This is a genomic window from Escherichia ruysiae (assembly GCF_031323975.1).
Classification (GTDB): Bacteria; Pseudomonadota; Gammaproteobacteria; order Enterobacterales; family Enterobacteriaceae; genus Escherichia; species Escherichia ruysiae.
Map to the genome: position 1 here is coordinate 3971957 of NZ_JAVIWS010000001.1, position 20613 is coordinate 3992569.

Below are 20613 nucleotides of genomic sequence, written 5' to 3' on the forward strand. Positions count from 1 at the left end.
TCGATCTTATTTGGATATGTTAGCATGTGCAGCCTAAGAATAGGTATTTAAAATATTTGATGGCAAGGCATTGTAATGAATAAACAATCCTGGCTGCTTAACCTCAGCCTGTTGAAAACGCACCCGGCGTTTCGCGCAGTATTCCTCGCTCGTTTTATCTCAATTGTGTCTCTGGGTTTGCTCGGCGTCGCGGTGCCGGTGCAGATCCAGATGATGACGCATTCTACCTGGCAGGTGGGGCTTTCGGTGACGCTCACCGGCAGCGCGATGTTTGTTGGCCTGATGGTTGGCGGCGTGCTGGCGGATCGCTATGAGCGCAAAAAAGTGATTTTGCTGGCGCGCGGCACCTGTGGCATTGGCTTCATTGGACTGTGCCTGAACGCGCTGCTGCCGGAGCCGTCATTGCTGGCAATCTATTTACTTGGTTTATGGGATGGTTTTTTCGCATCGCTTGGCGTTACGGCGCTACTGGCGGCGACACCTGCACTGGTAGGGCGTGAAAACTTAATGCAGGCCGGGGCGATCACCATGTTGACCGTGCGCCTGGGTTCGGTGATTTCGCCCATGATTGGCGGTTTATTGCTGGCGACCGGTGGCGTGGCCTGGAACTACGGGCTGGCGGCGGCGGGAACGTTTATTACCCTGCTGCCGTTGTTAAGCCTTCCGGCGCTGCCACCGCCACCGCAGCCGCGTGAGCATCCGCTGAAATCGCTTCTGGCAGCGATTCGTTTTCTGCTCGCCAGCCCGCTGGTGGGGGGAATTGCGCTGCTGGGGGGGTTATTGACGATGGCGAGTGCGGTGCGGGTACTGTATCCGGCGCTGGCTGACAACTGGCAGATGTCGGCGGCACAGATTGGTTTTCTCTATGCGGCGATCCCGCTCGGTGCGGCTATTGGCGCGTTAACCAGCGGGAAGCTGGCACATAGCGCGCGACCAGGGTTATTGATGCTGCTCTCCACGCTGGGATCGTTCCTCGCCATTGGTCTGTTTGGCCTGATGCCGATGTGGATTTTAGGCGTGGTTTGTCTGGCGCTGTTCGGCTGGCTGAGCGCGGTTAGTTCGTTGCTGCAATATACAATGCTGCAAACGCAAACCCCGGAAGCGATGTTAGGGCGGATTAACGGTTTGTGGACGGCGCAAAACGTGACGGGAGATGCCATAGGCGCGGCGCTGCTGGGCGGTTTGGGAGCGATGATGACACCGGTTGCTTCCGCAAGCGCGAGCGGTTTTGGTTTGTTGATTATCGGCGTGTTGTTGTTGCTGGTGCTGGTGGAGTTGCGACGTTTTCGCCAGACGCCGCCGCAGGTGACAGCGTCCGACAGTTAGCTAAAGGTGCATTTTCCCCTCACCCTAACCCTCTCCCCAAAGGGGCGAGGGGACTGTTAGTGCTCTAATTGTATGTTTTATCAATCTTTTTTAAACAGTGAATTAAGTCTGTCCAGCACTTGCATGGCGCTGTAGTAATCCAGGCGGAACGTCTCGGTTCCCAGCGCATAAACCTGCTTGTTTTGTACTGCGGGCAGGTGCGCGAGCAGCGGATTAGCATAAATAGCATCGGCGTCTTTCTGATCACCGGCGAACAGGAATAGTGACTCGCCATTTAACCCTGCCGCCAGATTTTCCCCACCAAGCTGAATGATGTCATGGCGTTTGCCCTGGCTTTGGCTGGCGTTTAAGCCTGCGGGCAACTTCGCCAGCGTAAAGCCGAGTTGTTCCAGCATTTGCCCTTGTGCTGATTCCGGCGTCCAGAGATTGGCACTGTGTGCAGCGGCAGTATAGACAATGGCAGTGACCGGCTGCGGCGGTAATTTGATTTGCTCTTTCGCCGCCGCCAGTTGCTTATCAAACTGTGCAATCCGCTCTGCCGCTTGTTTCTCATGCCCGGTAATTTCGCCAAGCTGCGTTAACAGCGACTGCCAGCTTTTGTCGTCGTAATTGATGATTAATGTCGGGGCGATGGTGGAAAGCTGATCGTACAGCGCCAGCGCCGAATCACCGCCGGTTGCGCTAATTAAAATCAGATCCGGCATTTGCGCGGCAACGGCTTCGGCGCTCGGTTCGCCGATATAGAGCCGTTGCAGTTTGCGTTCTTTCGCCACCTTGCTCCACTGGCGTAAAAAGCCCTGGTCATCCGCTACGCGGTTATTCGGCGTGGTCGCGCCGCTGGCAATCACTGGAGCATCGATCGCCAGCAGTGAGCCGGTCAGGGTGACGCTGGTGGAAACAATACGCTGCGGCTGGCTTTCCAGGGTATGAGTGCCACGGCTGTCAGTAATCTGACGCGGCCAGTCGGCGGCCTGAACGGCGGCTATTCCTGAAAGCAAAATTCCTGTTAATAGAAGGGCGTTGCGGTAGAGCGGGGCGAGTCTCACAAATCAGCTTCCTGTTATTAATAAGGTTAAGGGCGTAATGACAAATTCGACAAAGCGCACAATCCGTCCCCTCGCCCCTTTGGGGAGAGGGTTAGGGTGAGGGGAACAGCCAGCACTGGTGCGAACACTGACCCTCACCCCAGCCCTCTCCCTGGAAGGGAGAGGGGGCAGAACGGCGCAGGACATCACATTGCGCTTATGCGAATTCATCAATAATGCTTCTCATTTTCATTGTAACCACAACCAGATGCAACCCTGAGTTGCAGATTGCGTTGCCTCAAGAGTTGACATAGTGCGCGTTTGCTTTTAGGTTAGCGACCGAAAATATAAATGATAATCATTATTAAAGCCTTTATCATTTTATGGAGGATGATATGGATACGTCACTGGCTGAGGAAGTACAGCAGACCATGGCAACACTTGCGCCCAATCGCTTTTTCTTTATGTCGCCGTACCGCAGTTTTACGACGTCAGGATGTTTCGCCCGCTTCGATGAACCTGCTGTGAACGGGGATTCGCCCGACAGTCCCTTCCAGCAAAAACTCGCCGCGCTGTTTGCTGATGCCAAAGCGCAGGGCATCAAAAATCCGGTGATGGTCGGGGCGATTCCCTTCGATCCACGTCAGCCTTCGTCGCTGTATATTCCCGAATCCTGGCAGCCATTCTCCCGTAAAGAAAAACAAGCTTCCGCGCGCCGTTTCACCCGCAGCCAGGCGCTGAACGTGGTAGAACGTCAGGCAATTCCGGAGCAAGCTACTTTTGAACAGATGGTCGCCCGCGCCGCTGCACTCACTGCCACGCCGCAGGTCGACAAAGTGGTGTTATCACGGTTGATTGATATCACCACCGACGCCGCCATTGACAGCGGTGTACTACTGGAACGGTTGATCGCGCAAAACCCGGTTAGTTACAACTTCCATGTCCCGCTGTCCGATGGTGGAGTTCTGCTCGGTGCCAGCCCGGAACTGCTGCTGCGCAAAGACGGCGAGCGTTTTAGCTCCATTCCGTTAGCCGGTTCCGCACGCCGTCAGCCGGATGAAGTGCTGGACAGGGAAGCGGGAAATCGACTGCTGGCGTCGGAAAAAGACCGCCATGAACATGAACTGGTGACTCAGGCGATGAAAGAGGTACTGCGCGAACGCAGTAGTGAGTTACACGTTCCTTCCTCCCCACAATTGATCACCACGCCGACGCTGTGGCATCTCGCAACCCCCTTTGAAGGTAAAGCGAATTCGCAAGAAAACGCACTGACTTTGGCCTGTCTGCTGCATCCGACCCCCGCGCTGAGCGGTTTCCCGCATCAGGCCGCGACCCAGGTTATTGCTGAACTGGAGCCGTTCGACCGCGAACTGTTTGGAGGCATCGTGGGTTGGTGTGACAGCGAAGGTAACGGCGAATGGGTGGTGACCATCCGCTGCGCGAAGCTGCGGGAAAATCAGGTGCGTCTGTTTGCCGGAGCGGGGATTGTGCCTGCGTCGTCACCGTTGGGTGAGTGGCGCGAAACCGGCGTCAAACTTTCTACCATGTTGAACGTTTTTGGATTGCATTAAGGAGCGAGGATGAGCATTCCATTCACCCGCTGGCCGGAAGAGTTTGCCCGTCGCTATCGGGAAAAAGGCTACTGGCAGGATTTGCCGCTGACCGACATTCTGACTCGCCACGCTGCGAGTGACAGCATCGCGGTTATCGACGGCGAGCGGCAGTTGAGTTACCGGGAGCTGAATCAGGCGGCGGATAATCTCGCCTGTAGCTTGCGCCGTCAGGGCATTAAACCCGGCGAAACCGCGCTGGTACAGTTGGGCAATGTCGCTGAACTGTACATTACCTTTTTTGCCCTGCTGAAACTGGGCGTTGCGCCGGTTCTGGCGCTGTTCAGCCATCAGCGTAGTGAACTGAACGCCTATGCCAGCCAGATTGAACCCGCCTTGCTGATTGCCGATCGCCAACATGCGCTGTTTAGCGGGGATGATTTCCTCAATACTTTCGTCACAGAACATTCCTCTATTCGTGTGGTGCAACTGCTGAACGATAGCGGCGAGCACAATTTGCAGGATGCGTTTAACCATCAGGCAGAGGATTTTACTGCCACGCCGTCACCCGCTGATGAAGTGGCCTATTTCCAGCTTTCTGGCGGCACCACCGGTACGCCGAAACTGATCCCGCGTACCCATAACGACTATTACTACAGCGTGCGCCGTAGCGTCGAGATTTGTCAGTTCACGCAGCAGACGCGCTACCTGTGCGCGATTCCGGCGGCGCACAACTATGCCATGAGTTCGCCGGGATCGCTGGGCGTATTTCTTGCGGGCGGCACTGTCGTTCTGGCGGCCGATCCTAGCGCCGCGCTCTGCTTTCCATTGATTGCAAAACATCAGGTCAACGTTACCGCGCTGGTGCCGCCGGCGGTAAGCCTGTGGTTGCAGGCGTTGGCTGAAGGCGAAAACCGGGCGCAACTTGTCTCGCTGAAACTGTTACAGGTCGGCGGCGCACGTCTTTCTGCCACGCTGGCGGCGCGTATTCCCGCAGAGATTGGCTGCCAGTTGCAGCAGGTGTTCGGCATGGCGGAAGGGCTGGTGAACTACACCCGTCTTGATGATAGTGCGGAGAAAATTATCCATACCCAGGGCTACCCAATGTGCCCGGACGATGAAGTATGGGTCGCGGATGCTGATGGAAATCCACTGCCGCAAGGGGAAGTCGGACGCCTGATGACGCGCGGGCCGTACACCTTCCGTGGCTATTACAAAAGCCCGCAGCACAATGCCAGCGCCTTTGATGCCAACGGTTTTTACTGTTCCGGCGATCTGATCTCCATTGATCCAGAGGGTTACATCACCGTGCAGGGGCGCGAGAAAGATCAGATCAACCGTGGCGGCGAGAAGATTGCTGCCGAAGAGATCGAAAACCTGCTGCTGCGCCATCCGGCGGTGATCTACGCCGCACTGGTTAGCATGGAAGATGAGCTGATGGGCGAAAAAAGCTGCGCTTATCTGGTGGTGAAAGAACCGCTGCGCGCGGTGCAGGTGCGTCGCTTCCTGCGTGAACAGGGTATTGCCGAATTTAAATTACCGGATCGCGTGGAGTGTGTGGATTCACTTCCGCTGACGGCGGTCGGGAAAGTCGATAAAAAACAATTACGTCAGTGGCTGGCGTCACGCGCTTCAGCCTGAAGGAGAGAACACGATGGCTATTCCAAAATTACAGGCTTACGCACTGCCGGAGTCTCACGATATTCCGCAAAATAAAGTCGACTGGGCCTTTGAACCGCAACGCGCCGCGCTGTTAATTCATGATATGCAGGACTATTTTGTCAGCTTCTGGGGCGAGAACTGCCCGATGATGGAGCAGGTGATCGCCAATATTGCTGCGCTGCGCGACTACTGCAAAAAGCACAATATCCCGGTTTATTACACCGCCCAGCCGAAAGAGCAAAGCGATGAAGATCGGGCGCTGCTGAATGATATGTGGGGGCCGGGTCTGACCCGTTCGCCGGAACAGCAAAAGGTGGTGGATCGCCTGACGCCAGATGCCGACGACACGGTGCTGGTGAAGTGGCGCTACAGCGCGTTTCATCGTTCCCCGCTGGAGCAAATGCTGAAAGAAAGCGGACGTAACCAACTGATTATCACCGGGGTGTACGCGCACATTGGCTGTATGACCACCGCGACCGACGCATTTATGCGCGATATTAAACCGTTTATGGTGGCGGATGCGCTGGCTGATTTCAGCCGTGACGAGCATTTGATGTCGCTGAAATATGTGGCCGGACGTTCTGGTCGGGTGGTGATGACTGAAGAGTTACTGCCAGCACCGATCCCTTCCAGTAAAGCGGCGCTGCGCGAGGTGATCCTGCCGCTGCTGGATGAGTCCGATGAACCGTTCGATGACGACAACCTGATCGACTACGGTCTGGATTCGGTGCGCATGATGGCGCTGGCGGCGCGCTGGCGCAAAGTACATGGCGATATCGATTTTGTCATGCTGGCGAAAAACCCAACCATTGATGCCTGGTGGAAACTGCTCTCCCGCGAGGTGAAATAATGGATTTCAGCGGCAAAAATGTCTGGGTAACCGGTGCGGGGAAAGGTATCGGTTACGCCACGGCGCTGGCATTTGTTGAAGCGGGTGCGAAGGTCACGGGCTTTGATCGGGTGTTCGCGCAGGAGCAATATCCCTTTGCGACCGAAGTGATGGATGTTGCCGATGCTGGGCAGGTTGCGCAAGTGTGTCAGCGGCTGTTAGCGGAAACGGAACGACTGGACGTGCTGGTCAATGCAGCGGGAATTTTACGCATGGGCGCGACCGATCAGCTCAGCAAAGAAGACTGGCAGCAGACCTTTGCGGTCAACGTTGGCGGTGCGTTTAACCTGTTTCAGCAAACCATGAACCAGTTTCGCCGTCAGCGGGGCGGGGCGATTGTTACGGTAGCGTCCGACGCTGCACACACGCCGCGTATTGGTATGAGTGCTTATGGTGCGTCGAAAGCGGCGCTGAAAAGCCTGGCCTTGAGCGTCGGGCTGGAACTGGCGGGTAGTGGCGTGCGCTGTAATGTGGTTTCCCCTGGTTCCACCGATACCGATATGCAACGCACGCTGTGGGTGAGCGATGACGCCGAAGAACAGCGTATTCGTGGCTTTGGCGAGCAGTTTAAGCTCGGCATTCCGCTGGGGAAAATCGCCCGTCCACAAGAGATCGCCAACACGATTTTGTTCCTCGCCTCTGACCTCGCCAGCCATATCACGCTACAGGATATCGTGGTGGATGGCGGCTCAACGCTGGGAGCATAAGCATGATCTGGAAACGCCATTTAACGCTCGACGAACTCAACGCCACCAGCGACAACACAATGGTGGCGCATCTGGGAATTGTGTATACCCGTTTGGGCGATGATGTGCTGGAAGCCGAAATGCCGGTTGATACCCGTACTCATCAGCCGTTTGGCCTGCTGCATGGCGGTGCGTCGGCGGCGCTGGCGGAAACGCTGGGATCGATGGCCGGATTTATGATGACCCGCGACGGGCAGTGTGTGGTAGGCACGGAACTTAATGCCACACATCATCGTCCGGTGTCTGAGGGAAAGGTGCGCGGCGTCTGCCAGCCGCTGCATCTTGGGCGGCAAAATCAGAGTTGGGAAATCGTCGTTTTCGATGAACAGGGGCGGCGTTGCTGCACTTGTCGGCTGGGCACGGCGGTTTTGGGATGAACCCGACAGAATTAAATGAGATTGCAGGAAAACTCGGTTAACGGAGTGATCGAGTTAACATTGTTAAGTTAAATATTGGTTTCAACTCCGATTTACATGGTTACTGTGTTGTTAAATTATCCAGAGATGTTATAGAAACAAAATGTAACATCTCTATGGACACGCACACGGATAACAACTATGAACAAATCAGGGAAATACCTCGTCTGGACAGTGCTCTCTGTAATGGGAGCATTTGCTCTGGGATACATTGCTTTAAATCGTGGGGAACAGATCAACGCGCTGTGGATTGTGGTGGCGTCGGTCTGTATCTATCTGATCGCTTATCGTTTTTATGGTCTGTATATCGCCAAAAATGTGCTGGCGGTTGACCCGACGCGTATGACGCCAGCGGTGCGCCATAACGACGGTCTGGATTATGTGCCGACGGATAAGAAAGTGCTGTTCGGTCACCATTTTGCGGCCATTGCCGGAGCTGGTCCGTTGGTGGGGCCGGTGCTGGCAGCGCAAATGGGCTACCTGCCGGGGATGATCTGGCTGCTTGCTGGGGTGGTTCTCGCCGGTGCGGTACAGGATTTCATGGTGCTGTTTGTTTCCACGCGCCGTGACGGTCGCTCGCTGGGTGAGCTGGTCAAAGAAGAGATGGGGCCAACCGCCGGGGTGATTGCGCTGGTTGCCTGCTTTATGATCATGGTCATCATCCTTGCAGTGCTGGCGATGATCGTGGTGAAAGCCCTGACCCATAGCCCGTGGGGAACGTATACCGTTGCGTTCACCATTCCGCTGGCGCTGTTTATGGGGATCTATCTGCGCTATCTGCGTCCAGGTCGTATTGGCGAAGTGTCGGTCATTGGCCTGGTGTTCCTGATTTTCGCCATTATCTCTGGCGGCTGGGTGGCAGAAAGCCCAACCTGGGCACCGTACTTTGATTTTACCGGCGTGCAGTTGACCTGGATGCTGGTGGGTTACGGTTTTGTGGCGGCGGTGCTGCCCGTATGGCTGCTGCTGGCTCCGCGTGACTACCTATCTACCTTCCTGAAAATCGGGACTATCGTCGGTCTGGCGGTAGGCATTTTGATCATGCGCCCGACGCTGACCATGCCTGCGCTGACCAAATTTGTCGATGGCACTGGCCCGGTATGGACCGGTAACCTGTTCCCGTTCCTCTTTATCACCATCGCCTGTGGTGCGGTGTCTGGCTTCCATGCGCTGATCTCTTCCGGCACCACGCCGAAGATGCTGGCGAACGAAGGTCAGGCGTGCTTTATCGGCTATGGCGGAATGCTGATGGAATCCTTCGTGGCGATTATGGCGTTGGTTTCTGCCTGTATCATCGATCCGGGCGTGTACTTCGCTATGAACAGCCCGATGGCGGTGCTGGCTCCGGCAGGGACGGCGGATGTGGTCGCTTCTGCGGCGCAGGTGGTGAGTAGCTGGGGCTTTGCGATAACTCCGGATACGTTAAACCAGATTGCCAGCGAAGTGGGTGAACAGTCGATCATTTCCCGTGCGGGCGGTGCGCCGACGCTGGCGGTGGGGATGGCCTACATTCTGCACGGTGCGCTGGGCGGCATGATGGATGTGGCCTTCTGGTATCACTTCGCCATTCTGTTTGAAGCACTGTTTATTTTGACGGCGGTAGATGCGGGTACGCGTGCTGCGCGCTTTATGTTGCAGGATTTGCTGGGCGTGGTGTCTCCGGGTCTGAAACGGACAGATTCTCTGCCTGCTAACCTGCTGGCAACGGCGCTGTGTGTGCTGGCGTGGGGTTACTTCCTGCATCAGGGCGTAGTCGATCCGCTGGGTGGTATTAACACTCTGTGGCCGCTGTTTGGTATTGCCAACCAGATGCTGGCAGGGATGGCGCTGATGCTCTGTGCCGTAGTGTTGTTCAAGATGAAACGTCAACGTTACGCCTGGGTGGCGCTGGTGCCAACAGCCTGGCTGCTGATTTGTACCCTGACCGCAGGCTGGCAGAAAGCGTTCAGCCCGGATGCGAAAGTGGGCTTCCTGGCCATTGCCAATAAGTTCCAGGCAATGATCGACAGCGGCAACATTCCGTCGCAGTATACCGAGTCACAACTGGCGCAACTGGTGTTCAACAACCGTCTGGATGCCGGGTTGACCATCTTCTTTATGGTGGTTGTGGTGGTTCTGGCGCTGTTCTCGATTAAGACGGCACTGGCGGCATTGAAAGAGCCGAAGCCAACGGCGAAAGAAACGCCGTATGAGCCAATGCCGGAAAATGTTGAGGAGATCGTAGCGCAGGCGAAAGGCGCGCACTAAAGTCAGAGTGTGGGGGGATGTTGGCGAATGTTGGCATAGTGCCGAGGGTTCCCCCTCACCCTAACCCTCTCCCCGGTGGGGCGAGGGGACTGACCGAGCGCGTTGATAGCTATTAATGCACTCTATCAGCAACCTGTTTACCGGAGGTATTAATGTTTGATTCACTGGCAAAAGCCGGAAAATATTTAGGTCAGGCGGCGAAGCTGATGATTGGTATGCCTGATTACGACAACTATGTCGAACATATGCGGGTTAACCATCCCGATCAAACGCCGATGACCTACGAAGAGTTTTTCCGTGAGCGGCAGGACGCGCGCTACGGTGGAAAAGGCGGCGCGCGCTGCTGCTAAATATGTACGTCAGGCTTTAAACGATTCCACTTTTTCGAACGCTGCACGCAACGTATCTGGTGTCAGCGTGACCGGCAGGTAATGAATGGATTCCACCGGACGTAAGGTGTGGGCAATCACTTTGTCGATCTCCGCCTGATTATTGATATCCACTTCCAGCTCCGCCAGCGTAGTCGGCAGATGAAAACGCTGATACGCCCCGGTTAATTGTGCCAGCACATCATCCTGACCCAGCAAGGCGCTTTGCACCAGAATTCCGTAGGCGACTTTGGTGCCGTGAAGAAACTTCTCGGTTTGCGGTAGCACGGTCAGACCGTTATGCACGGCATGAGCCGCCGCCACACGCGTAAAACGATCGCCCAGACCACCGACCATTCCACCTCCGGCGATAATCGCATCCACCACATCGCAAAATGATTGCGTTAACTGTTGTTTTTGCTGATCGCTCAGCGCCTGTTCGCTACTGTTTAACAAGACGTCGCGAATGGCCTGCGCATTATTGATTCCCAGACGCACGGTTAGCGGCAAGGTTTCTGGTTGCGGAGCCAGCACCACCGCTTCATACCATTTCGCCAGCGTGTCACCGATCCCCGCCAGCAGATATTCTTGCGGCGCATTGAGGATAATCTCTGGCTCCACCAGCACCATAAAATTGGCGTCGTCGAAAATCTCATAATGCAGCGCCTGTCCGGCATCGTTATACCAGACGGAGAGCGGTGTCCAGGCGGCGCAGGTGGCGGCGATCGTCGGAACGGCAACAAACGGCAGACCGAGACGGCGGGCGAGGGCTTTCGCGGTGTCGAGCAGTGCGCCGCCGCCGACGCCAATCACCACGCTGCGATCGTCACCGGACTCAGCCGCCAGGTGCTGTACATCGCTTTCGCTGCAATGACCGCGAAACAAAATATGCTTTGCACCAGGCAGTTGAAACGCTGGTGGAAGTCTGATTTGCGCCGCAGCAATGGCGCGTTCGCCGTAGATCCACACCGCGCGAGAAAGCTGTTCATCAGTGAAAAAGTCGTGCAGGTGATTGAAACTTCCTGGATGTGAAAAGTAGTTAGCCGGGCCGACGACGACGCGGATAGGATTGTGAGGCATGTTGTGTTGTCCTTATTGTTTTATTTAGACATCTAAACGTCTTGATTGCCAAATACTAGCATCGTGTTATAGTGCCTTCAACACGCAACTTCGTCAGGCACAATAAAAATGACAAATAACCCTCTGATTCCACAAAGCAAACTTCCACAACTTGGCACCACTATTTTCACCCAGATGAGCGCGCTGGCGCAGCAACACCAGGCGATTAACCTGTCGCAAGGCTTTCCTGATTTTGATGGTCCGCGCTATTTACAGGAGCGGCTGGCGTACCACGTTGCCCAGGGGGCAAACCAATACGCGCCCATGACCGGCGTGCAGGCCTTGCGCGAGGCGATTGCTCAGAAAACGGAACGTTTGTATGGCTATCAACCAGATGCCGATAGCGATATCACCGTAACGGCAGGGGCGACGGAAGCGTTATATGCAGCGATTACCGCATTGGTGCGCAATGGTGATGAAGTGATCTGCTTTGATCCCAGCTATGACAGTTACGCGCCCGCCATCGCGCTTTCGGGGGGAATAGTGAAACGTATTGCACTGCAACCACCGCATTTTCGCGTGGACTGGCAGGAATTTGCCGCATTGTTAAGCGAGCGCACCCGACTGGTGATCCTCAACACCCCGCATAACCCCAGTGCAACTGTCTGGCAGCAGGCTGATTTCGCCGCTTTGTGGCAGGCAATTGCCGGGCACGAGATTTTTGTCATTAGCGATGAAGTTTACGAGCACATCAACTTTTCACAACAGGGCCATGCCAGCGTGCTGTCGCATCCGCAGCTGCGTGAGCGGGCGGTGGCAGTTTCTTCATTTGGCAAGACTTATCATATGACCGGCTGGAAAGTGGGTTATTGCGTTGCGCCAGCGCCCATCAGTGCCGAAATTCGCAAGGTACATCAGTATCTGACCTTTTCGGTAAATACCCCGGCGCAACTGGCGCTTGCCGATATGCTACGTGCAGAACCTGAGCATTATCTTGCGTTACCGGACTTTTATCGCCAGAAACGCGATATTCTGGTGAATGCCTTAAGTGAGAGTCGGCTGGAGATTTTACCGTGCGAAGGCACTTACTTTTTGCTGGTGGATTACAGCGCGGTTTCTACGCTGGATGATGTTGAGTTTTGCCAGTGGTTGACGTGGGAGCATAGCGTGGCAGCGATCCCGCTGTCGGTGTTTTGCGCCGATCCCTTCCCGCATAAACTGATTCGTCTCTGCTTTGCCAAGAAGGAATCGACGCTGCTGGCGGCGGCTGAACGCCTGCGCCAGCTTTAGCTATTTAACCGTCCAGGCGCGGGAATATTGACGGTCGGCAAACAGTTCTTGCAGGCCGTTAATTTGCTTGAGGCGCAATACTTCGTCGCTATCCATACCCAGCTCTTTACTGATTTTATTATCGTCCCAACCTAACTGGCTGAGTTCTCGAACAATTTCTGACATTGCCGTGACCTGGTGGCGACCACGCGCACGGTTGTGGCGAATAGTTGCAGCGATACGTTCGTTACGTGTTCCTTCCAGACAGGTGACCGGTAAATACCCTTTTAATCGCAATTTTAACGTGTTAGAGCCTTTACCAATTTCATGACGGTGAAAACCATCAACAATTTCAAGTGTGCTGGCTCGTGTATTGGTCACCACAATTGGCTGGGTAAAACCATCGATCTCAATTGATTTTTGTAGTAATCGTTTCTCTGGCGGCGCGACGTTATTCGGATTGTAATCATTGGGAGTGAGTTGGGTGTTCTTAACCCACAAAACACAATCGACCGGTTCGTCGCGAAATGGACTCACTTGATGGATCGCCGTTCTGATCTCATTGATCGCCTTAATGCGATCTTCTTCTGCCAGACTGGCGAGAAATTGAGTTAAATCCTGCGTTAATCGCTGCTGCATAGTATTCCCCATTCCTGACGTTTTCCTTTAATCCGTTCGTTATAACGTTGATAATTTTTGGCTTTTGTGGGGCTGAATGATAATGCCCGACACCAATAATCATTGTTGAGCAATACTTTGCAGATACGTCGCCAGGAAGGGACGTCTTTTGAGCCAATATCTCCATGCTGTGTCTGAGGGATCTCGATGCCTTTTTTTTGATACCAGTGCAAATAAACAGCAATTTTATTGCGATAATGTTCAGCCGTTTTTTCCGGCATACTGTTAAGCAGTAATAAGGCATATTCCTGCCAGTCTAGATGGTCGGGCTTAAGGATCTTCCTGTGACCATAAAATTGATTGTCATGACCTGCGTAAATTCCACCGCTTTTTATGCCACTGACCCGGGCGCACATTGCGGCCCATCGGTCAGGTTCAAGAACATGATATAGCCACAAACCTTGCCGTTGTTCTGGGCCAAAAGGTTCGCAGATTCGCATAAGACGCAGAGGGACGCCAGCCTGGTACATCAGGTTATACAAAGGGTTAGATAGAGACTGGTGTTTAGCATACCAGGTCCAGATATCGGCCACCTTCCAGTCATAAATGGGATAAATATACCAACAATGGCCACCTGGTGCGGCGGTGGTCCACGGTTTATCGTCAGCAAAACGTTGTTTATTTAAGCTGGCAATGGCGACGAAACGATTATAAGACTCGTCGGCACGGATACCGACCATCATTGCGGCTGGGCGATGTTGTGAAAACCATTCGGCAAATTCACGCACGAAATGTTCAAAGCTCATGCCAGATTGATAAAACGAGAAAAATGCGGGATCGGTTATCGCATCTTCTGGCGGTTGACGAACCCATTCAATATCAGGCTGCCAGCACTGCCATTCGGGTTGATATTGGGATAATGAATTTTGCGTTGTTAGCGGTAGTGCCACCCAATAAAACTCTTCGATAACATCGGCATACTGCTCACGTAGCGATTGAACATAGTCAATCGTACAAGAAAACTGAGCTTCCCAGTCGATAAACAGGACGTGTATTTTTTTTCCCATTTTTCTGGCCAGATCTGCGGTCAAATGGAGCATTAAGCCAGAATCTTTACCACCAGAAAAAGAGACGCATACGCGAGGCAGAGTATTAAGTGTCCAGGTGATACGGTCTTGTGCTGCTTCCAGGATATTGAGAGGTAGCGGAATTTTATAAATGGACATCTGAAGACGCTCTCTTAACGTGACCGTGAGAAAAGTGCGATAGTTTCCTGATTATAATATTAATAAATTAAAATGAGGTATCTTATTTTATATTCATATAATAAATCTTTCTGGCGGATATTATCCATACTGGCAGCTGTTTAACAAAAGTTATCATTCAAGCGGTCAATAAAACGAGAGAAGCTCAGGTTGTTTAATGATGATTTATTATAGGAAATATAAAGAGTATTAGAAGGTAGATTTTGTTCTAGTTTTATTTGTTTTAATTGAAGGTTTTTTTGATAGTTACGATATAATTCGAAGGGGACAATACCCAGTAAATCGGTTACTGCAATAGTATTGACAATAGTAAACAGTGACGAGCTACGAAATGCTATTTTTCGGTTTGCCAGAATCGCTTCTATTTCCATCTGAAAATCTTCAAGGCCAGGTGCTTTTGATGCCAGGGAGGTGAACTCTTCATCAAGAATTTCTTCGCGGCTACTGTTTTCCGTTATTCTCGGATGGGTTGCGCTACAGATAAGCGTGTTTCGTATCGACTGAAAAGGCATGCAGATCACCGAGCGACTGATGACAGGCATTAATGTGATGACCAGATCTGCTTTGCGATAAGTCAATAAATCTTCGGCGCTTTCTGCTGACATCATAATGTCATGATGTTCAATTTCTACGGCTGTATCTTGTCGTAGACATCCGATCAAAAGGCTACTATTAGTTGAAGAGATGAGTTGCGGGCCATAAATAATAAATTTTTTCTTCAGTTCTGCTTTATTGACAATGTTGATAGTTTGTTCAAGGTTTTTAAGATTCTTCTCAAGGTGATGATGCAAATTTAACCCTGTTGTTGTTGGTGCAATACCTTTCCCGGAGCGAATAAACAAGGGGTCATTAAATTGTGCGCGTAGACGTTGTAAAGATTGGCTTACCGCAGAAGGTGTTATATATAACGATTCTGCGGCCTTGCTAATGCTAAGATGCTGATATATGCATTCAAAAATGACAAGCAAGTTTAAATCAAATTTTTTTAAGTCGTAAAGATTAGCCATGATGCACTCCATTCATATGCTTGCTCTCATAATATTCATCAAGTCAATGATATGGCTTTATGTATTTTTATATATTATGTTGTTTTACTTAATTTACGATTAAGTTTTTCTAAAATAGCATAGTTGGTATGAGTGGGGTGAACAATACTTGCGATTTTATGGATAACTGAAAAAGAGTGATCTATTCCAATTATCCATAAAATGTATGCTATTTATTTCCCATAATAATATTTAAGGTCTTTTGATCCGGTAATCCGACAGCCTGCTGCAATGTGTTCTCTTGACTCATGTAATAAATCGCAGGTGTGACATTTGCACCCAATTCGTCCATCAACGCCTCATTGGCACTTAGAATCTTCATCTGTTCCGGACTCACGCTCCCGGAGAGGTTCAGCTTTAACTTGCCGCCTGATGCTTCATACTCTTGCCACGTTTTTGCAGGATCCTTAGACGCAAGGATTGCCGCCGCAGTGGCTGGGCTTTCGGGTTTTATCACGCCAACCAGTAGGGTACGAATTTGTACTTTACCGGCATCAACCCAGGGGCGCGCTTGTTGCCAGAATTGTTTGCAATATGGGCAGAAAGGATCGGCAAAAACATAAACCACGACGGGTGCATCTTTTTTACCGTCAAGTAACCAGCTTGATTGTTCCATGCGCTGCCACATTTCGCGTCCGGCAGGTGCGTAAATCTCTTTTTCAATAAGGGCGTTACTGAGGTTTTCTCCCTTTTCGTTGTACATATAGCCAGAGATGGCATGTTTGCCGTCAGGCGTAAGGTAGATAGTGACTCCCATGTCCTGATATTTCCCCAGATAACCTTTCATGCCACCCGGTGCATCGAACGATCTAATAATCGCAATCCCCTGTTTTTCAATCGCTTTAACGGGCGCAGGAAGCTCTTCGGCGTAAGCTAATCCTGGGAGTAGGGTTAAAAAAATTATCTTTTTTAACATTGCTTTGTCCTTTTCGTTCAGTGCAAATACACAATAAAAGGCTTAACCTATCACTGTCATAGTTAAGACCTTATGTCAGATGATTGCCCTTTGTTTATGAGGGTGTTGTAATCCCTCTCGTCGTTGCGATCATCATTGCAACACCGCAGCCTGTTGAACAGGCGCTGAAGATACCAAAGGGTAGTTCAGGTTATGCGGTCACCTGGAAAGGGGACCCTTTTTACTTTTTATCGCCGCTGGCGGTGCAAAGTTCACAAAGTTGTCTTACGAAGGTTGTAAGGTAAAACTTATCGATTTGATAATGGAAACGCATTAGCCGAATCGGCAAAAATTGGTTACCTTACATCACATCGAAAACACGGAGGAAGTATAGATGTCCTTGATTAACACCAAAATTAAACCTTTTAAAAACCAGGCATTCAAAAACGGCGAATTCATTGAAATCACCGAAAAAGATACCGAAGGCCGCTGGAGCGTCTTCTTCTTCTACCCGGCTGACTTTACTTTCGTATGCCCGACCGAACTGGGCGACGTTGCTGACCACTACGAAGAACTGCAGAAACTGGGCGTAGACGTATACGCAGTATCTACCGATACTCACTTCACCCACAAAGCATGGCACAGCAGCTCTGAAACCATCGCTAAAATCAAATATGCGATGATCGGCGACCCGACTGGCGCCCTGACCCGTAACTTCGACAACATGCGTGAAGACGAAGGTCTGGCTGACCGTGCTACCTTCGTTGTTGACCCGCAGGGTATCATCCAGGCTATCGAAGTTACCGCTGAAGGCATTGGCCGTGACGCGTCTGACCTGCTGCGTAAAATCAAAGCAGCACAGTACGTGGCTTCTCACCCAGGTGAAGTTTGCCCGGCTAAATGGAAAGAAGGTGAAGCAACTCTGGCTCCGTCCCTGGACCTGGTTGGTAAAATCTAAATTTCCTTCGTCTTTCACGCCATAGCGGCGTTGGCGTCGCCCGCTCACCCCGGTCACTTACTTGTGTAAGCTTCCGGGGATTCACAGGCTAGCCGCCTTGCTCTGGCGTGAAATACTTTGGAAATTCACCTAATTCTTCGGGTGCTGCGGCACCCGATTTTCTTCCCCGCACCATGATGCAAGCTGCATCCAGGTAGCCGATGAGGCCGCTTGCATGATGATGTTTAAAGCCCAGGAGATAAACATGCTCGACACAAATATGAAAACTCAACTCAAGGCTTACCTTGAGAAATTGACAAAGCCTGTTGAGTTAATTGCCACGCTGGATGACAGCGCAAAATCGGCAGAAATCAAGGAACTGTTGGCTGAAATCGCTGAACTGTCAGACAAAGTCACCTTTAAAGAAGATAACAGCTTGCCGGTGCGTAAGCCGTCATTTCTGATCACCAATCCAGGTTCCAACCAGGGGCCGCGCTTTGCAGGTTCCCCGCTGGGTCACGAGTTTACCTCGCTGGTACTGGCGCTGTTGTGGACCGGCGGTCATCCGTCGAAAGAAGCACAATCTTTGCTGGAGCAGATTCGCCATATCGACGGTGATTTTGAATTTGAAACTTATTATTCGCTCTCCTGCCATAATTGCCCGGACGTGGTGCAGGCGCTGAACCTGATGAGCGTACTGAACCCGCGCATTAAGCACACGGCGATTGATGGCGGTACGTTCCAGAACGAAATTACCGATCGCAACGTGATGGGTGTTCCGGCTGTGTTCGTGAATGGTAAAGAGTTTGGTCAGGGTCGTATGACTATTTCCGAAATCGTTGCCAAAATCGATACGGGTGCGGAAAAACGTGCGGCAGAAGAACTGAACAAACGTGATGCTTATGACGTATTAATCGTCGGTTCCGGCCCGGCAGGTGCAGCGGCGGCCATTTATTCCGCACGTAAAGGCATTCGTACCGGTCTGATGGGCGAACGTTTTGGCGGTCAGATCCTCGATACCGTCGATATCGAAAACTACATCTCCGTACCGAAAACCGAAGGCCAGAAACTGGCTGGTGCGCTGAAAGTTCACGTTGATGAATACGATGTTGATGTAATCGACAGCCAGAGCGCGAGCAAACTGATTCCTGCGGCGGTTGAAGGCGGTCTGCATCAGATTGAAACGGCCTCCGGTGCGGTGCTGAAAGCACGCAGCATTATCGTGGCGACCGGCGCGAAATGGCGCAACATGAATGTACCAGGTGAAGATCAGTATCGCACTAAGGGCGTAACCTACTGCCCGCACTGCGATGGCCCGCTGTTTAAAGGCAAACGTGTGGCGGTGATTGGCGGCGGTAACTCCGGTGTGGAAGCGGCAATCGACCTGGCAGGTATTGTTGAACACGTAACCCTGCTTGAGTTTGCTCCGGAAATGAAGGCAGACCAGGTATTGCAGGACAAACTGCGCAGCCTGAAAAACGTCGATATCATTCTGAACGCGCAAACCACTGAAGTAAAAGGCGACGGCAGCAAAGTGACCGGCCTTGAATATCGCGACCGTGTTAGCGGCGATATTCACAACATCGAACTGGCCGGTATTTTCGTCCAGATCGGTCTGCTGCCGAACACTAACTGGCTGGAAGGCGCAGTAGAACGTAACCGCATGGGTGAAATCATCATCGATGCGAAATGCGAAACCAACGTTAAAGGTGTGTTTGCTGCTGGTGACTGTACGACTGTTCCGTACAAGCAGATCATCATCGCCACTGGCGAAGGTGCCAAAGCCTCTCTGAGCGCCTTTGACTACCTGATTCGCACCAAAACTGCATAAGAAGAAGTAAGATTCACCTGCTATTGTTTAGCCGCCGGGGTCAAATCTGGCGGCTTTTTTTCGTTATAAAAAACCTGCCGGGATTGCTCCGGGCAGGGCATCATAAATACGTTAATCTGTTAACGAACGACTAATACAGGCAGGTTGGTGTGGCGGATCACACTGGAAGCATTAGATCCTAACAGATGAGTTGAAATTGATGGATTACGTGAACCGATAACCACGACATCTGCATTCAGTTCTTTGGCTAACTCGTTCACCTCATCTCGCACGCTACCAAAACGTACATGAGTTTTGATACGGGAGGGATCAATATTGAAATGACCAACCATTGTCTGCAGGCGTTCTTCCGCCTCATGTTGCAAATGCTCTTCGAAACGACGCACATCGGCAGCAAAACGGTGCAGACTAAGGCTTGCGGCGCCAGGTAATACATGGAGTAAATGAATTACACCATCATCCTGGGCGAGAAATTCAGCATGACGAACGGCTTTGTCGCTTAATTCCATTTCAAATACGTCTACCGGCATAATGATTGTTTTGTACATAAGCATTCTCTCCTTGCTGTTGCATGAATACATAACATCACATTATTGATTGCAGTTCTGTGATTTGCGACGTTGATTTTATATCTATTAAGTATTGATTGGTAAAATATATTCACATAAACACTACCAGTGTTGCTCAAGGTATAGCACCGCGACAACAAGTATTGCCGCGATGAAAATATAAAATACTGTAATACCAAGAGCTTCACTCATAATGGAGTCCGCAGGTTGATAACCAGTTCAGATTAGAACGTAGCGGGGAAGAGCAAAATGATAAATCTGGTTGATATTTGAGCGGAAAGAGGATGCGAGTGCATCCTCTGGGCAAAGCGAGTTAACGCTTGTGCAGATGGGATTAAAGCAGGTAGTCGCCAGCAGCTTCTGGCTGGTATTCGAGTTCCAGCACTTCAAGGTGGGTTGCAACGCCGCCCGGAAGTTCCCAGTGAATGGAATCGCCAACGCGCAGTCCCAGCAGTGCGGCACCTACCGGAGCCATAACGGAAAGCTGAGTATTGCTGTCGGTCATTTTGGCCGGATACACCAGTGTGCGTACACGCACTTCGCCATCGCTAAGATTGCGGAATTTTACCCGGCTGTTCATCGTCACCACGTCGTGTGGCATCTCTTCTGGCCGACACATTTGGGCGCGATCCAACTCTGCGTTTAACGCGTCGGCGATTGGCAAACCGGCATAGGCGGGTTGCTCCAGCAGAATATCGATGCGTTCGGCATCCAGGTCGTTAATGATGATAGTTGGTCTGGACATTTTTACTCCATGTCGTCGGTACTGCGAGTGTCGCAGATAAACATACCCAAAAGAAAACCCTCACCGTCAGGCGGCGAGGGTTTAACTCATATGATGATACTGACTGTTGCTCACTCTTTGAAGTGATATACGTCACATTCAGGTAATTCC

General features: G+C 51.8%; 20 protein-coding genes. 11 read left to right on the top strand and 9 right to left on the bottom strand.

The window, feature by feature from the left end:
- The first annotated feature begins 75 nt into the window (after positions 1-75).
- A complete protein-coding gene (entS, locus tag RGV86_RS19010) occupies positions 76-1326 on the top strand; it encodes an enterobactin transporter EntS (RefSeq protein WP_001041810.1) in 1251 nt (416 codons plus the stop codon).
- An 80-nt stretch (positions 1327-1406) separates the two neighbouring features.
- On the opposite strand, the gene fepB is transcribed toward entS, so the two are convergent.
- Positions 1407-2372, bottom strand: a complete 966-nt coding sequence (gene fepB, locus RGV86_RS19015; RefSeq protein ID WP_085460500.1) for a Fe2+-enterobactin ABC transporter substrate-binding protein — start codon at positions 2370-2372, stop codon at positions 1407-1409.
- Positions 2373-2746: 374 nt separating this feature from the next.
- Here fepB and entC point away from each other — a divergent pair, with 374 nt between their 5' ends.
- The 7 genes from entC (at position 2747) to RGV86_RS19050 (ending at position 10211) form a co-directional block, all read left to right on the top strand.
- Positions 2747-3922, top strand: coding sequence for an isochorismate synthase EntC (entC, locus tag RGV86_RS19020; RefSeq protein ID WP_085460501.1), 1176 nt, complete (start codon positions 2747-2749; stop codon positions 3920-3922).
- A gap of 9 nt (positions 3923-3931) precedes the next feature.
- Positions 3932-5542, top strand: coding sequence for a (2,3-dihydroxybenzoyl)adenylate synthase EntE (entE, locus tag RGV86_RS19025; RefSeq protein WP_085460502.1), 1611 nt, complete (start codon positions 3932-3934; stop codon positions 5540-5542).
- A 13-nt stretch (positions 5543-5555) separates the two neighbouring features.
- Positions 5556-6413, top strand: a complete 858-nt coding sequence (gene entB, locus RGV86_RS19030) for an enterobactin biosynthesis bifunctional isochorismatase/aryl carrier protein EntB (protein WP_085460503.1) — start codon at positions 5556-5558, stop codon at positions 6411-6413.
- Entirely contained in the window at positions 6413-7159 is a 747-nt protein-coding gene (gene entA, locus RGV86_RS19035; RefSeq protein ID WP_085460504.1) for a 2,3-dihydro-2,3-dihydroxybenzoate dehydrogenase EntA, read from the top strand. Before entB ends, entA begins: the two co-directional genes overlap by 1 nt.
- A 2-nt stretch (positions 7160-7161) precedes the next feature.
- Positions 7162-7575 (top strand): proofreading thioesterase EntH, encoded by a 414-nt coding sequence (gene entH, locus RGV86_RS19040; RefSeq protein WP_000637953.1) that lies wholly within the window; start codon positions 7162-7164, stop codon positions 7573-7575.
- A 180-nt stretch (positions 7576-7755) separates the two neighbouring features.
- Positions 7756-9861, top strand: a complete 2106-nt coding sequence (cstA, locus tag RGV86_RS19045) for a pyruvate/proton symporter CstA (RefSeq protein ID WP_001043146.1) — start codon at positions 7756-7758, stop codon at positions 9859-9861.
- 152 nt (positions 9862-10013) lie between these two features.
- Complete coding sequence (locus RGV86_RS19050) at positions 10014-10211, top strand: YbdD/YjiX family protein (protein WP_000460431.1); 198 nt, start codon at positions 10014-10016, stop codon at positions 10209-10211.
- A gap of 9 nt (positions 10212-10220) precedes the next feature.
- Here the strand turns inward: RGV86_RS19050 and hcxA are convergent, their stop codons facing one another.
- Entirely contained in the window at positions 10221-11309 is a 1089-nt protein-coding gene (hcxA, locus tag RGV86_RS19055) for a hydroxycarboxylate dehydrogenase HcxA (protein WP_065226349.1), read from the bottom strand.
- A gap of 108 nt (positions 11310-11417) precedes the next feature.
- Here hcxA and ybdL point away from each other — a divergent pair, with 108 nt between their 5' ends.
- Entirely contained in the window at positions 11418-12578 is a 1161-nt protein-coding gene (ybdL, locus tag RGV86_RS19060; RefSeq protein WP_085460505.1) for a methionine-oxo-acid transaminase, read from the top strand.
- Here the strand turns inward: ybdL and RGV86_RS19065 are convergent, their stop codons facing one another.
- The 4 genes from RGV86_RS19065 to dsbG form a co-directional block, all read right to left on the bottom strand.
- Complete coding sequence (locus tag RGV86_RS19065; protein ID WP_000528559.1) at positions 12579-13208, bottom strand: IbrB-like domain-containing protein; 630 nt, start codon at positions 13206-13208, stop codon at positions 12579-12581. It abuts the gene before it with no gap.
- A complete protein-coding gene (locus RGV86_RS19070; RefSeq protein ID WP_085460506.1) occupies positions 13181-14401 on the bottom strand; it encodes a phosphoadenosine phosphosulfate reductase in 1221 nt (406 codons plus the stop codon). The genes RGV86_RS19065 and RGV86_RS19070 overlap by 28 nt, the downstream gene beginning before the upstream one ends.
- A 140-nt stretch (positions 14402-14541) precedes the next feature.
- On the bottom strand, positions 14542-15447 hold the full coding sequence (citR, locus tag RGV86_RS19075; protein WP_000002457.1) for a DNA-binding transcriptional repressor CitR: 906 nt from the start codon (positions 15445-15447) through the stop codon (positions 14542-14544).
- 208 nt (positions 15448-15655) lie between these two features.
- The gene (gene dsbG / locus RGV86_RS19080) at positions 15656-16402 is read right to left on the bottom strand and encodes a thiol:disulfide interchange protein DsbG (protein ID WP_085460507.1); all 747 of its coding nucleotides are present in this window, start codon (positions 16400-16402) and stop codon (positions 15656-15658) included.
- A 373-nt stretch (positions 16403-16775) separates the two neighbouring features.
- On the opposite strand from dsbG, the gene ahpC reads away from it, so the two are divergent.
- Positions 16776-17339: an alkyl hydroperoxide reductase subunit C gene (ahpC, locus tag RGV86_RS19085; protein ID WP_000052796.1), complete on the top strand. Its 564-nt coding sequence runs from the start codon at positions 16776-16778 to the stop codon at positions 17337-17339.
- Between the two features lie 244 nt (positions 17340-17583).
- Positions 17584-19149: an alkyl hydroperoxide reductase subunit F gene (gene ahpF, locus RGV86_RS19090; protein ID WP_032224910.1), complete on the top strand. Its 1566-nt coding sequence runs from the start codon at positions 17584-17586 to the stop codon at positions 19147-19149.
- 119 nt (positions 19150-19268) lie between these two features.
- Here ahpF and uspG read toward each other — a convergent pair whose 3' ends face one another.
- The 3 genes from uspG to rnk all read right to left on the bottom strand — a co-directional run bounded on the left by uspG (position 19269) and on the right by rnk (position 20463).
- Positions 19269-19697 carry a universal stress protein UspG gene (gene uspG, locus RGV86_RS19095; protein ID WP_010346594.1) on the bottom strand — a complete coding sequence of 143 codons (429 nt, stop codon included), beginning with the start codon at positions 19695-19697 and terminating at the stop codon, positions 19269-19271.
- A gap of 123 nt (positions 19698-19820) precedes the next feature.
- Positions 19821-19910, bottom strand: coding sequence for a small membrane protein YldA (gene yldA, locus RGV86_RS22345; RefSeq protein WP_016159109.1), 90 nt, complete (start codon positions 19908-19910; stop codon positions 19821-19823).
- 142 nt (positions 19911-20052) lie between these two features.
- Positions 20053-20463, bottom strand: a complete 411-nt coding sequence (gene rnk, locus RGV86_RS19100) for a nucleoside diphosphate kinase regulator (protein WP_085460508.1) — start codon at positions 20461-20463, stop codon at positions 20053-20055.
- Positions 20464-20613: the final 150 nt, after the last annotated feature.